Below are 12,884 nucleotides of genomic sequence, written 5' to 3'. Positions count from 1 at the left end.
TTTGAAGCCTGAAGAAGCATGACCGGATATAAGTTATTAGTTATAATCTCATATTGACTGCGGTCATGCTTCGCCCCGGAGCGATATATTTTCCTTGCGCCAGATGCACCCTTCTTCTTCCTTCCTTTTCCCGTCTTTCCTCTAGCTTCTAGCTTCTTCCTTCTGTCAACTGTCAACTGTCAACTGTTATTATGTCAACTGTCAACTGTCAACTGTCAACTGTTATTATGTCTGAATCACTATTTACCGATGCCAGCCGCCGATTAGAACGAGCCTTAAAATATGTATCCCTTTCCGAGGATACAATCGAGCGGCTAAAACATCCCAAATCCAGTTTAATAGTATCAATTCCCGTGCGGATGGACGACGGCTCCCTGCGAATTTTCCAAGGTTATCGCGTGCGCTACGACGATACCAGAGGGCCGTCCAAAGGAGGAGTGCGCTACCACCCGAAAGTATCCCTCGATGAAGTGCAATCCTTGGCATTTTGGATGACATTTAAATGTGCAGTTCTCAACATACCGTTTGGGGGAGCTAAGGGCGGAATTACTGTCAATCCCAAAGAATTGTCCAAACTCGAATTGGAAAGGTTGAGCCGGGGTTACGTGGATGCGATCGCAGATTTCATCGGCCCCGATATCGATATTCCCGCACCGGATGTCTACACCAATCCCATGATTATGGGTTGGATGATGGATCAGTACAGTATTATTAAAAGGCAGCTAAGTCCGGCGGTAGTAACAGGTAAACCAGTCACAATCGGCGGTAGTTTGGGTAGAGATACTGCCACCGCAACGGGCGCTTTTTTTGTAATTCAAAATCTCCTGCCTAAATTTAACCGAATTCCGGGCGAGACAACTGTAGCAGTACAAGGTTTTGGCAATGCCGGAGCAGAATTAGCAGAATTGCTCTGGAAAGCAGGTTACAAAGTTGTGGCTGTCAGCGATTCCCAAGGCGGAATTTATGCGAAACAAGGGCTGGACATTCCCAGCATTCGGCGTTTCAAAGAATCTAACAAAGGTATCAAAGCTATTTACTGCGAAGGTTCTGTCTGCAATATTGTCGAACACGAAGTCTTGACAAACGAGCAACTTTTAGCATTAGATGTAGACGTGTTAATTCCAGCAGCTTTAGAGAATCAAATCACTGCACAAAATGTCGATGATGTCAAGGCTAAGTTTATTTTTGAAGTGGCTAACGGGCCGATTGATTCTGCTGCTGATTTGATTTTGGAAGCCCGGGGGATTCAGGTAATCCCTGATATTTTAGTCAATGCAGGCGGCGTGACAGTGAGTTATTTTGAGTGGGTGCAAAACCGCAGCGGGCTGTATTGGACGCTGGAGGAAGTTAACGGGCGGTTGCAGCACAAAATGGTCGAGGAAACTGAGGCAATTTGGCAAAAATCTCAGGAATTGTCGGTTTGTATGAGAACCGCGGCATACGTGTACGGTTTGTACCGCCTCGGAGAAGCGATGAATGCTAAGGGCACTCGGGATTATTACCTAAACGGTTGACAAAAGTGCGAGCGATCGCACAGCGTCGAAGCCTGTTCTACAAAAACAGTCTAGAAGCTTGTTCCACAAAAAAAGATTAAATATGATTGTGGGGCGGGCTTCGGCGAGGCTCAGAACAGGCAGCTAATCATCAAAAAGTTGCGGCAAGCAGATTGACTAATATTATTGAATACTGTAGAGTTAAATGTTAAGGGTCGCTAGATTTAATAACTAAATGCGACAAGGGGTCTCCTTTTAACTCGATCGAGTTTAACAGGAGAGAACGTAAAAAACTGTCATTGATTAAAACTATATAGGCTACCCCATGAGACAACCGTTATTTGGCACTGCCGCCGCCGCGATCGTTATGGGTACGTTGGCTGTCTTCTCGCAGCCGAGCCAAGCTCAAAGCAGAAATCAATTTTTCTGCGGGATTAGCGAAGGCAAACCAGCAACCATTGTCCGCACGGCCGCTAAAGGCCCCGTATCCCTGATAGTTTGGAACAATGAAGCTTTCTCAGCTTCCGGGTGGACTCCCAAGCGGCGCTGCGAAGACGTATCGTCTCGATTCCAGCGGTTTAACGACAACGGACAGCTCAACTTCATGAGAGCGGGGACTTTCAACGGTCAACAAGTATTGTGCGTCGATAAAGCCAGAGGTAGCGGCAACTGTTCGAGTCCCGAAGCAGTAGTGCTGACAGTACCCCGGCCCAACAATGCCAACCAGATTCTCGAAGACATGCTCAACACGCGCAACCGCGCCTCCAAGCAGCCGCTTTACCTGAGTGGGGAAAAGCAACTGGTAACATACGAAAATGGCTTTGCTAATGTCAATCTCAATCTATTGTTTGAAAACGAACCACCAGACAACGAGCGTTTGTGGTAAAAGTAGCAAAGAAACTGCGAGCTAAACAAACATGGATTGGCGTTCACTAATCTTGGCAACTTGTATCAGCGGCATCTCAATGGTGCTGCCGGCACAACTTCTGCCTGCCAAAAATTCCTTAAAACAACTCAAAGGAGAAATGTCGCAACAGCGATTGCAGCAGCAAGCTGAGTCTATAGCTGTCAGGGTGCGATTGTCTGGACAAGTTGCAGGAACAGGAATCGCCATTCGCAAGCAGGGCTCGCAGTACACCGTACTGACTAACGAACACGTCCTCAAAGCCGGAAAAGCTCCTTACCAAATCCAAACTCCAGACAATAAAATTTACTCTGCAACCTTCGTCAAAGACGCTAATTTTAAAGGCAACGATTTAGCATTGTTGCGCTTTACTAGCAGCACTGAATACAGCACAGCCAAGCCGGGTGCTGTGCCGAAAGTTGGGGATGCAGTATTTGCAGGCGGTTTTCCTTTTACAGAAGAAGGTTTAAAAGACCGAGGATTTGTGTTCAAAACCGGCAAAGTTTGGCGGGTGCTCGACAAAGCTTTGGAAGGCGGCTATCAAATTGGTTACACCAACGATATAGAAAAAGGCATGAGCGGTGGGCCGCTGCTGAACTCTCGCGGCGAGCTGGTGGGCGTTAACGGCGTCCATGCTTACCCGTTGTGGGGAGACCCCTATCAGTATAAAGACGGCACTGAACCGAATGCAGCGTTGCGGGAGGAGATGAGCAAGTACAGTTGGGGAATTCCGATCGACACTTTCAAGCAGCTAGCACCTTCAGGGCTGGAAATGACAACTAATTCTGTGAAAAAATAGGCGCGATTGAGTGTGCGATATTTCGTGCTTTGGCTTGGGGGCGATTTGAGCGATCGAAAATATCTACAAACCCGCCCTACTATTGCTTAAACTAAACTAAATAATTGGACAATGACAAAATTTTATAGCAGAATTTCAACAACATTGGTAGGGGCGGTGGCGATCGTCGTCTCAGCGCAAATTTTGCCAGCAACAGCACTAGAACGAACCGAAATCGGGGAAATTGCCAAAAAATTTACAGTAATGATCGCTGGCGACTGTCAGGGATCGGGATCGATAATTGAGCGTCAAGGTGAAAATTATACTGTCCTCACTGCCAATCACGTCGTAGCAACTACTGGTGAATGCTTTATTCAAACTGGCGACGGGATGCGCTACAAAATCTACGAAGCCATAAACGTGCCGGGAACAGATTTAGCAGTGTTGCAGTTCCAAAGCAAGAATAACTACGGAGTCGCTCAAACTGCGACCTCTGCAAATTTGCAGCCTGGGTCAACAGTTTATGTAGCAGGCTATCCCAGTCCCGGACAATTTGATACCAAACGCGGCTACCGCTTTTACCCTGCCAACGTCAACGGTAGAGCCCCCGGTTCTCGTGAAGGTTACGAACTATCCTACGACGGCGCCTCTCTCCCCGGTATGAGCGGCGGCCCGGTGCTCGACAGCAACGGCCGTGTGGTAGCAACTCACGGCAAAGCTGACGTGCGGCTTCAACAGGCTGTAGAGAATTACGGCGTTCCTTTTGAGATATTTCTGGCGAGACGCGGCCAAATAAGTCGCGACGCTCGATCGACCTCAGCCCAGAACCCCCCCGTACCAATAGCACCCCCACCGCCGATAGCGCCAGCACCAGCACCCGCACCCGCACCAGCGCCCGCACCAGCACCAGCGCCCGCACCCGCAGCCAAGCCGCCGGAAGTACAACAGCCGCAGGCTTTAGTGCCAGAACCAGAACCCATTGTCGCTAGAGAAGCACAATCACCTGCGGAGTCGGCAATTAGTTCAATGGTTCGCGGCCAGCAAACCTATGTGGTTCGCAACCGCGATTTTCTCAATTCTGTGCCGTCGATCGCCAAAAGCTTTAGTATTTTATTGCCACAGGATTACAACTTCGCAATTCGCACCACTACCAGAGGCGCTTTTCACTACGCAATACCTAAGTCTGCCGACAAGAAAGCTTATGTGGGAGCAATTTTCTTGGAGGAAAACGCCAGTTTAAGCAATCCGGCGACTGTCTCGATTGTCTGCGAAGCCACAACAGCAATCAATGTTCGCCCTTCCGATCCGACTTACGGCAGAAATAATTTAGCTTGCGGTGTGGGTACCGAACGCAAGACAGCCAGCAGTTTGCCGCAGCAAAACGTAGTAACCCAGCTTGCACCTGCGACAAGGCCTGCACCTACTCCCGCAGCCAGAGTAAATCCACCTCAAACTAGGGCCTCCGGGTCGATCGGGTTTTTGAGCTTAGTAAATGTTTGCAACACTTACGACCTCACGGGTCAAACTCTCCACCAAGAGAGAGCATTAGAGTGGTTGCAGGGTCGAATTTCTGCGCAAACCATGGAGAAATTTGCCCAAGAGTGGCGCACTCAATTGATCGCAAGAGCAGGTAACAAACCGATAAATTTGGTGGATGTTTGCAAAGTGTACGATCGCACCGGTCTCCACCCCCACCAAAATCGAGCTTTGGAATGGTTGCAACAGCAAATTCCCAAAGAAACGCTGACTGATTTCGGCAAAAAGTGGCAAAATCAAGCAGGTTCGTAGTGAGAACTTCAGTCCTCTCTCATCTTGGAAAATAAGGACCCAAGTCCGCACGATCGAATTAGTTCGATCGTTCGGACTTTAGTCCTCTCTTATCTTAAAAAATAAGGACTAGCATTGCTTGCTAAAAACAACGTAATTAGTTAATTTCCAAGGAATTCATCATGGCTTCAGCAGTTTTCAAATATTCCGAATACTCTGATTTTTCCGCCGTGTAAGTAATTACGTAAGCTTTATTATTCATCAACGTCCAAGTTTGCATTTTTTTGGTATTAGTTTGTCCGTCTTTATCATCAAAAACTACAGTATACCCTCGATTGTTAGCCACGGTTTTAGATTTTTCTTCTAATATTTTAACATCAGTAAAATTAGTTTTAATTTGAGCGAGAGAAAACTTATTGTACTGATCGAGCGACATTGGCTTGTGTTGTAAATCTTCGATACTGATAGTAATTTGTTCTTGATAAGAATCGGCAGAACTTTTTTTGGGTGCAATGAATACAACCACATCGTTAATAACTGGGTTTTGTAACTCTTGTTTTTCCCACTTATCGGGATACTTGATTTTAAAATTATGGGCAGAACTTTGATAAATTAATAACTTTTCCGAGTGACTTTTAGAGAAATTTTGCATTGCGAAGGCGGAAGCTGCGATCGCCCCTGCAACTCCGAGTCCGATTAAAGCGGGCTTCCATCCCAGAGTAAATGCACGAGTTTTCGTAGTGGTAGATGTAAATGTTCGATCGACCATTTTACCCAAACGCTGTAAAAGAACTTGCGTATCTTTCGGCCGCCCGTTCGGAAAATGAGCCATCAAATCGTCCACCAAATCCGCTACCGGCTTCGATACTTGAGTCGCCAAAGTCCGCCAAATCAATTTACCCGATCGCGGATCGTCCTGCAAAATTCTCGGTTCTTGAGCCGTCAGCAAATACACAAAAGTCCGGCCCAAAGCAAAAAAATCCGATCGCGGCTCAGCCTTGCCATTTCTTTGTTCCGGCGGAGTGTAACCCGCTGAAGAAATTCTTGTCACCTCTCCACTGTTTCTGTGAACAGTTTCTGTGAATTCCCGCACCGCCCCAAAATCAATCAAGGCTAATTTCCCGTTAGAGCGGCACATAATATTTTGTGGCTTAATATCCCGGTGAAAATAATTTTGATTGTGAACGAGATTCAAGATTTCCGTCAGTTGCGTCAACCAGTCGATAGCGACTTCCGAGGAAATAGGTTGGTAGTTGTGAGATTCCAACCACTTCTGCAAATCCTTACCTTCTATTTTCTCCATCACCAGACAGTGCAACAAATTGCTTGTATCGTTAGGCTTGAAAGTAAAATAGGCATCGGGTTCTACTTTCGGGAGTCCTGGATGCTTCAGCCGCTGCAAAACATGAGCTTCTCTCTGAAACAGTTCCACCCCCAAAGGATCGTTGTTAATCAGAACTTTTAAAACTTTCCGAGTTTGGTCTCTATCTCTGACTTCAAAAGTTTTGCCAAAGCCTCCTTGTCCCAAAATAGTAATTACCCGATAGCGTTCGTCTATTAACAACTTTGAGCCGCAGCTTTGGCAAAACTTGATAGTATCAATATTTTCTGAATGGCGGCAATTGGGATTAATACAGTAGCTGTAGTTCATGGTATGAGGAATTAGCTTGGTAGAAATAGTATCTAGTGCCAAAGCAGCTTCCTGGAAGCTATCTAATTTGGGATAGCTGGGAATTAGTGCGGTGCTTGTCAGCATTGATTATTAAACATGATATAACATTACTCATGTTTTGAATACTGAATTCTCGCCCAATCTAAAATCAAAAATCTCAAACCTAAAATCCTATGACAGGTTACACCCACAAAAAAACAAATTTAATCGCCAGCCCCTATTTAGAAATCGACTATCAAGGCGAAGTGGTACGCTTGGAACTGACAAAGACTGAACACGCACTGGGGCGAGCTCCCGACAAAGCTGACTTGCTGGTTCCTCAAGACTGGGAGAAACTGTCGAGATGTCAAGCTATTTTGCGCCAAGAAGGAGACGACTACCGCATCTATGACGGTGATGGCGTCAAACCGAGCACTGGCGGGTTATTTGTACTTCCTGCTGAAACTCCTGTAACTCCGAATCAAGGCTGGGTTTTGGAGCACGGAGTCGAGTTGCGCGTCGGTAAAGATTTGAGAAATCCGGTGCGGGTAACTTATTTCAATCCCGGAAGTCCGGCGCTGGCCGTTTTGGGTTCGCGGGAGTCTGTGTCTCTGAGAAATCGATCGGTCGTCTTGGGGCGCGATCGCACTTCTACACTAGAGTTAAATTCGCCGATCGTCTCCCGCACCCACTGTACGATCGACTCCAACAAACGCGGAGAATACATTCTCACAGACACCAGCGCCAACGGCGTATTTATTAACGGCCAACGCGTCAAAAAAACAGCCGTTTTAACCGAAGGTGCCAAAATTCGCATCGGCCCTTTTCTGCTAATTTATCAAAATGAAGAAATCACCGTCCTCGATCCGGGAAATCCGATCCGCTTAGAAGCAATTAACTTAGTTCGACCTTTTGTTAACGATATTTCCCTAACAATTGAACCCGGACAGTTAGTGGCATTAGTCGGAGGTAGCGGCGCGGGAAAATCTACATTAATGCGGACTTTGCTGGGAATTGAAACCACAACTCGCGGCGCAGTTTATGTCAACGGAGAAGAATTGCGAAAAAACTTTGCATCCTACAGTTCTTTAATCGGTTACGTACCGCAAGATGATGTAGTTCACGGCGAATTGACCGTCGCAGAAGCCCTGACTTATGCAATTAAATTGCGACTGCCGCCGGATACTGATGTCGAGCAAGCTTTGACAAAGACGCTGGCAGATATTGATATGTCGCACAAGCGGGATATTTCGATCAAAAAACTCAGCGGCGGCCAGAGAAAGCGGGTTAGCATCGGTGTCGAGTTGTTGGCAGATCCAAAGTTGTTTTTCTTGGACGAACCGACTTCCGGACTCGATCCTGGGTTGGATAAAACAATGATGGAACTGCTGCGAAAGTTGGCAAATAAAGGGCGGACGGTGGTTTTAGTGACCCACGCTACAGCAAATGTCAATTTGTGCGATCGGCTAGTTTTTCTCGGCCGCAACGGCTACCTTTGCTACTTCGGCCCGCCAGCAGATGCCCCCAACTTTTTTGGAGTAGGTCAAGCAGACTTTGCCAAAATCTACAACCAGCTAGAAACCAGCGAAACAGTTATCAAAGAATGGGCAAACAAATATCGCAATTCCGCTTATCACCAACGCTACATTGCCGCGCCCCTGAGTCCAAAAGCACCGCAAAAACAAGCTCCTCCCGCGAAACTTTCCCAACCCGCCAGAGTCTCCGCAATTAAACAACTTTTATTGCTCGCCCATCGCTATTTTCAGCTAACTTTACGCGACCCGATTAATGTTGGTCTGGGACTGTTAACTGCGGCCGTTTGCCCGATTTTGCTGGCGGGAATCAAAGATGTAGAGCCATTAGTTACTGGTACAGAAGATGACCCAGCCCTGGCTTTTTTAGCACTGCGAATTTTGTTTGTATTTACATCCGCAGCTATTTGGGTCGGCTTGTCAAGTTCTTTGCAAGAAGTTGTTAAAGAATCGGCAATTTATCAGCGAGAAAGATTGGTAAATTTAGGTTTGCTGCCCTATGTCGGTTCCAAAATTCTAGTGCTGGCGGGATTGGCACTGCTGCAAACAGTGCTGATGACCGCAGTAATTTTAATTGGCTTTAAACAGCCGAATCCCGATGCAATTTCTTGGGCGCTGGGTTTAGCAATTACGACATTTTTAACGCTGCTGGCTAGCATGAGTTTGGGGTTGATGGTATCGGCGTTTGTAAAGAATGGCAGTCAGGCCAACAGTGCTTTGCCTTTGCTGTTAGTGCCGCAGATTATTTTTTCGGGAGTCTTGTTCAGTCTGGGAAGTTTGTTTAAAATCGAGAAAATCGGTCAGTATCTGTCGTGGTTGACGGTGAGCCGTTGGTCTGTCGGGGCTTACGGTAGCTTGGTTAACGTGAACGCGATGGTGCCAAAGCCGATCGAATTGCCCGATCGTACAATCTTACCGCAGCTATTCGAGAAAAGCGCCGTCTACGAACCGACTTGGCAAAACTTAGCTTTGAATTGGGGAATTTTAGGATTGCACGCAGCAGTTTATTTGACCGCTACTTTGCTATTGCAGAAGCGGAAAGATATTTTCAAATAAGTAGGAAATCTGGCTACGGAGACTACGCGAAATCCAGGGCTACGCGAAAACCGGCGAACGGGGAGCGAAGGCCCACCCAACCCATGGCACGATAGGCACTGCGGCAAAAGATCGCAGTATTGAACCAGGAACTGCCACGCCCCACTCGACCATCCCTTATGCCGTCAGTTTCCCAGGAACTTCCGTCAGTTGGTCCACCGTTACAGTCTTCGTGCCACGTATCGCTGCACCACTCGAAAACATTGCCGTGCATATCGCACAGTCCAAAGGCATTGGGGGGAAAACTCCCGACATCGGTTGTTTGTTGACGGGAAAGTCCTGTGGGGGCCTTTGCGTAGGGCCCGTATCCGTTATAGTTGACTAATTCCGGGGTAATGGTTTCCCCAAAATGAAATGGGGTTGTTGTACCCGCACGACAGGCGTATTCCCATTCTGCTTCACTCAGGAGGCGATATTTTTTCCCGGTTTGTAGCGAGAGTTTGCCACAGAATTCTACGGCATCATCCCACGATACATTTTCTACAGGACGTTTTTCACCTTTAAAATCCGATGGGTTGTTTCCCATGACTGCTTGCCACTGTGCTTGGGTGATGGGGTGTTTGCCTGCATAAAAAGTGGGTACTGTGACTTGATGCTGGTGACTTTGCTGATAATTTACTCCCTCTTCGTCGTTGGGGCAACCCATCATAAATGTGCCGCCAGGAATGTAAACCATTTCCAGTACAATTGAGTTACCTAAGTCTTCAGGAAAAAAGTGAGCAAATGACTTAGTGCGGCTGTTTTCTTTTCCATACGCATCGACTGTGATGACATCAAATTCAAAGATAGGAAAATACTTTTGTAAACATTGTTTTGTCTTCTCCTCATCCCTATCTTTCAGCAGTGAAAAAGCAGCAGATTTCACCTGCATTAACTTATCCTGCAATGCTCCAATTATCAAATCTACCCCTACTTCTCCATATTTCAACGCTTCAGAGAGTGCGGCGATTCTAACTTCGATCGCGGGCGAAGCCAAGCGGCTTTTAACGCCAGAAATGCCTCCGAGTACCGCAGCATTGACCGGAATTGAATTTTGACCGCCTTTGACTGCATCGTATTCTCTAGGTTCATTTTGATTGTCTGACATGATTTCAACCAGGGACTTTTGCTAGTCGATCCGGCTGCAAGGTCGGCATCGCGAGCAATTCCTCCACTGAGAAAGGTTGGGGTTGAGGAATTGCAGCTTCAGCGTCCATGAGTTCTTTCATTTTCTCAAAAATCAAAAGAGTTTCTTCTTCTCCGTCCGTTAGTTTATCGTAAAAATAAGGTATGGAAAACCAATGCTCAAAAGCAATCTCTAACAAACCGTTAGTTGCTAATTGCACTTGCCAGTACCGAGAATATCTGGCATCGACTATTTCAAATAAGGGAGCCGGATTGTGTATGGGATAATAAGTATACCGCTCGTCGCAAATACAATACGATAAATTCCCTTGCCATTCCGAGATAGCGTAGACAATATACTCTTTACCTACTATCAGTTTAAATTCAGTTTCTTTTGTGATATCTAAGGCTGTATTTAGGTAATTTTCCGGCAGATAAGCCCCTTGGTTGGCAATGCAGCGAATCTTCATATTATATTAACCTCACTGGTTTTTAGGTGCTATTTTGGGGTATGTACGTTTGATTTTGTACTCCACATTTTGGAGAGTGCTGGCATTTCTATACCAATGGATTTCAGCCACATATCCCTCGATAATCGCGGTTTGGTTACTAGCCATTTTATACCAATCTTCAGGCTGACCGCCATAGTGTGCAACCAATCTGGGAGCATCTCCTAGCGGTCTCTTGGAGCCACCTTGAATCATGATGGCAGGTTGAGCCTTAGCGTCTTGCAGCAGTATTTGTTCTTGTAAATTGGTGGGAATATCATCTGGAAGCGCACCTCTTATCATGTTGCTATTAGTCACAAACTCTAAAAACCAGGCTAATCAAATTATACAATACCGCTATTGCACGCAGCAGTTTCTGCAACCGCAAGTTAATCTACCAGTTCATCTAAGGAAAGCTTCAGCAGGTCGCACAATGCTTTCGTCTGTTCTAAATACAACTTTGGAATATGTCGGCCCGCTTCCCAATTTTTCACAGTGGTTACAGTCACGCCCAATTCATCAGCAACTTGCTGTTGCGTCAAAGACAGCGATTGCCGTCGCTGTTTCAGTTTTTCCCCCACACTACTCATTCACTGTACCGATTTCAGAATTCCTATGGTTAACTTTACTTAACCAAAATTTGTCCGTAGTATGAGATGAGAACATCACATTCGTCAGAAAGCCAGTGCGTCCCGGCTACCAACCTATCAGCACTGGCTCTGGCTCCCATACGTATTGTAAAACTTCATTGAGTTTATAAGCAATTATAGACAACAATGGTATCATATTGCCCTGAGTGTTGAACAAGGAATAAGTACAACTCAAACAACGGAAGTCTCAAATGCAGCTAACAGAGAGACATATCATCAAATCCACAGAACATCGTTTCGCCCAAATTGACTCACTAGCCTTTAAATCCAAAAATCTCTACAATGCCGCTAATTACGTCATTCGTCAGAGCTTTATTTATGGGTGGGGCCCGAGTCAATTACAACGAAATGAACCGATTGATGAAATTTCATGAATCATATCAGGCAATGCCAGCTAAAGTAAGTCAGCAAATCTTGATGGTGTTGGACAAAAATTGGAAATCGTTTTTTGAAGCCCTTAAAGCTTACAAAGTTGATTCTTCAAAATTCACTGGTCGTCCAAAGTTACCTAAATACAAAGACAAGGTTAAAGGTAGAAACCTTCTCGTTTACACGATTCAAGCGATTAGCAGCAAACAGTTGAGGAACGGAATCATTAAACTTTCTGGTACTGAACTTTTCATCAAAACGAAAGTAAATCCAGAGCGGATATGTCAAGTTAGACTGATTCCGAAATGTGATTCTTATGTGATTGAGGTAATTTATGATGAACCGGAGTCCACCGCTCCCGACAACAACTTTGTAGCCGGTATAGATTTGGGACTGGACAATTTAGTGGCGTTAACTTCAAATCAACCGGGCTTTACCCCTCTGTTGGTTAACGGGCGACCATTGAAATCGATTAACCAGTTCTACAACAAACGCTCATCACAATTACAATCTCAATTAAAAGGGGAGCGCAAAACCTCGTCACGCATTCAACGCTTAACTCGCTGCCGCAATCAGAAAGTCGATAATTACTTGCATCAAGCCAGTCGTGTAATTATTGACCATTTGGTAGTGAACCAAATTGGAACGCTGGTAATTGGCAAAAATGCACAGTGGAAAACCGATATCAATCTAGGTAAACAAACCAATCAAAACTTTGTTAGTATTCCTCACTCTCGATTAATTGAGATGTTAGAATACAAAGCTTTTCTGGTCGGAATCAAAGTAATCATTCAGGAAGAATCTTTTACCTCCAAAGCTAACTTCCTGGGCTTAGACCCAATTCCTGTTTATGGAAAAACCGAAAAAAGCCTGTATTCACTGGTAGGCGAATCAAGCGAGGTTTGTACAAAACATCGACGGGTCGGTTAATTAATTCTGACATAAATGCTTCCTACAACATTCTCAGAAAAGCAATCCCAAATGCGTTTAGCTCTCTTGATAGAGAGCTGCGTACTTGGGCCGAGGCGGGTTAATCCGCTCAAAGTAAAAGTG

Annotated in this window: 10 protein-coding genes and 1 pseudogene; 6 read left to right on the top strand and 5 right to left on the bottom strand. The window is 45.8% G+C overall.

What is annotated here, in order from left to right; translation table 11 throughout:
• Window positions 1-227 precede the first annotated feature (227 nt).
• The 4 genes from QT974_RS20675 (at window position 228) to QT974_RS20660 (ending at window position 4,963) form a co-directional block, all read left to right on the top strand.
• Window positions 228-1,514 carry a Glu/Leu/Phe/Val family dehydrogenase gene (locus tag QT974_RS20675; protein WP_333470300.1) on the top strand — a complete coding sequence of 429 codons (1,287 nt, stop codon included), beginning with the start codon at window positions 228-230 and terminating at the stop codon, window positions 1,512-1,514.
• Between the two features lie 304 nt (window positions 1,515-1,818).
• Window positions 1,819-2,379, top strand: a complete 561-nt coding sequence (locus QT974_RS20670) for a COP23 domain-containing protein (protein ID WP_333470299.1) — start codon at window positions 1,819-1,821, stop codon at window positions 2,377-2,379.
• A gap of 31 nt (window positions 2,380-2,410) precedes the next feature.
• Entirely contained in the window at window positions 2,411-3,196 is a 786-nt protein-coding gene (locus QT974_RS20665; protein WP_333470298.1) for a S1 family peptidase, read from the top strand.
• Between the two features lie 111 nt (window positions 3,197-3,307).
• Window positions 3,308-4,963 carry a trypsin-like peptidase domain-containing protein gene (locus QT974_RS20660; RefSeq protein ID WP_333470297.1) on the top strand — a complete coding sequence of 552 codons (1,656 nt, stop codon included), beginning with the start codon at window positions 3,308-3,310 and terminating at the stop codon, window positions 4,961-4,963.
• Between the two features lie 136 nt (window positions 4,964-5,099).
• Here QT974_RS20660 and QT974_RS20655 read toward each other — a convergent pair whose 3' ends face one another.
• Window positions 5,100-6,698, bottom strand: coding sequence for a serine/threonine-protein kinase (locus tag QT974_RS20655; protein WP_333470296.1), 1,599 nt, complete (start codon window positions 6,696-6,698; stop codon window positions 5,100-5,102).
• Window positions 6,699-6,787: 89 nt separating this feature from the next.
• On the opposite strand from QT974_RS20655, the gene QT974_RS20650 reads away from it, so the two are divergent.
• A complete protein-coding gene (locus QT974_RS20650; protein ID WP_333470295.1) occupies window positions 6,788-9,181 on the top strand; it encodes an ATP-binding cassette domain-containing protein in 2,394 nt (797 codons plus the stop codon).
• Window positions 9,182-9,203: 22 nt separating this feature from the next.
• Here the strand turns inward: QT974_RS20650 and QT974_RS20645 are convergent, their stop codons facing one another.
• The 4 genes from QT974_RS20645 to QT974_RS20630 form a co-directional block, all read right to left on the bottom strand.
• Entirely contained in the window at window positions 9,204-10,307 is a 1,104-nt protein-coding gene (locus QT974_RS20645) for a formylglycine-generating enzyme family protein (RefSeq protein ID WP_333470294.1), read from the bottom strand.
• A 4-nt stretch (window positions 10,308-10,311) separates the two neighbouring features.
• Window positions 10,312-10,794 carry a hypothetical protein gene (locus tag QT974_RS20640; protein ID WP_333470293.1) on the bottom strand — a complete coding sequence of 161 codons (483 nt, stop codon included), beginning with the start codon at window positions 10,792-10,794 and terminating at the stop codon, window positions 10,312-10,314.
• Between the two features lie 12 nt (window positions 10,795-10,806).
• A complete protein-coding gene (locus QT974_RS20635) occupies window positions 10,807-11,115 on the bottom strand; it encodes a hypothetical protein (RefSeq protein WP_333470292.1) in 309 nt (102 codons plus the stop codon).
• 86 nt (window positions 11,116-11,201) lie between these two features.
• The gene (locus QT974_RS20630; RefSeq protein WP_333470291.1) at window positions 11,202-11,402 is read right to left on the bottom strand and encodes a helix-turn-helix transcriptional regulator; all 201 of its coding nucleotides are present in this window, start codon (window positions 11,400-11,402) and stop codon (window positions 11,202-11,204) included.
• Window positions 11,403-11,653: 251 nt separating this feature from the next.
• Here QT974_RS20630 and QT974_RS20625 point away from each other — a divergent pair.
• Window positions 11,654-12,884: pseudogene (locus QT974_RS20625) on the top strand (RNA-guided endonuclease InsQ/TnpB family protein); the annotation flags it as partial.

The sequence above is a fragment of the Microcoleus sp. BM001215392 genome, from assembly GCF_036700185.1.
In the GTDB taxonomy this organism is placed as follows: domain Bacteria; phylum Cyanobacteriota; class Cyanobacteriia; order Cyanobacteriales; family Microcoleaceae; genus Microcoleus.
Note: the sequence above shows the minus strand (reverse complement) of the source record. Positions and strands in the feature narration are given on the sequence as shown.

Coding starts and splice junctions, on each gene's coding strand:
- QT974_RS20675 (WP_333470300.1), top strand. CDS start 228: ATGTCTGAATCACTATTTACCGATGCCAGCCGCCGATTAGAACGAGCC.
- QT974_RS20670 (WP_333470299.1), top strand. CDS start 1,819: ATGAGACAACCGTTATTTGGCACTGCCGCCGCCGCGATCGTTATGGGT.
- QT974_RS20665 (WP_333470298.1), top strand. CDS start 2,411: ATGGATTGGCGTTCACTAATCTTGGCAACTTGTATCAGCGGCATCTCA.
- QT974_RS20660 (WP_333470297.1), top strand. CDS start 3,308: ATGACAAAATTTTATAGCAGAATTTCAACAACATTGGTAGGGGCGGTG.
- QT974_RS20655 (WP_333470296.1), bottom strand. CDS start 6,698: ATGCTGACAAGCACCGCACTAATTCCCAGCTATCCCAAATTAGATAGC.
- QT974_RS20650 (WP_333470295.1), top strand. CDS start 6,788: ATGACAGGTTACACCCACAAAAAAACAAATTTAATCGCCAGCCCCTAT.
- QT974_RS20645 (WP_333470294.1), bottom strand. CDS start 10,307: ATGTCAGACAATCAAAATGAACCTAGAGAATACGATGCAGTCAAAGGC.
- QT974_RS20640 (WP_333470293.1), bottom strand. CDS start 10,794: ATGAAGATTCGCTGCATTGCCAACCAAGGGGCTTATCTGCCGGAAAAT.
- QT974_RS20635 (WP_333470292.1), bottom strand. CDS start 11,115: ATGATAAGAGGTGCGCTTCCAGATGATATTCCCACCAATTTACAAGAA.
- QT974_RS20630 (WP_333470291.1), bottom strand. CDS start 11,402: ATGAGTAGTGTGGGGGAAAAACTGAAACAGCGACGGCAATCGCTGTCT.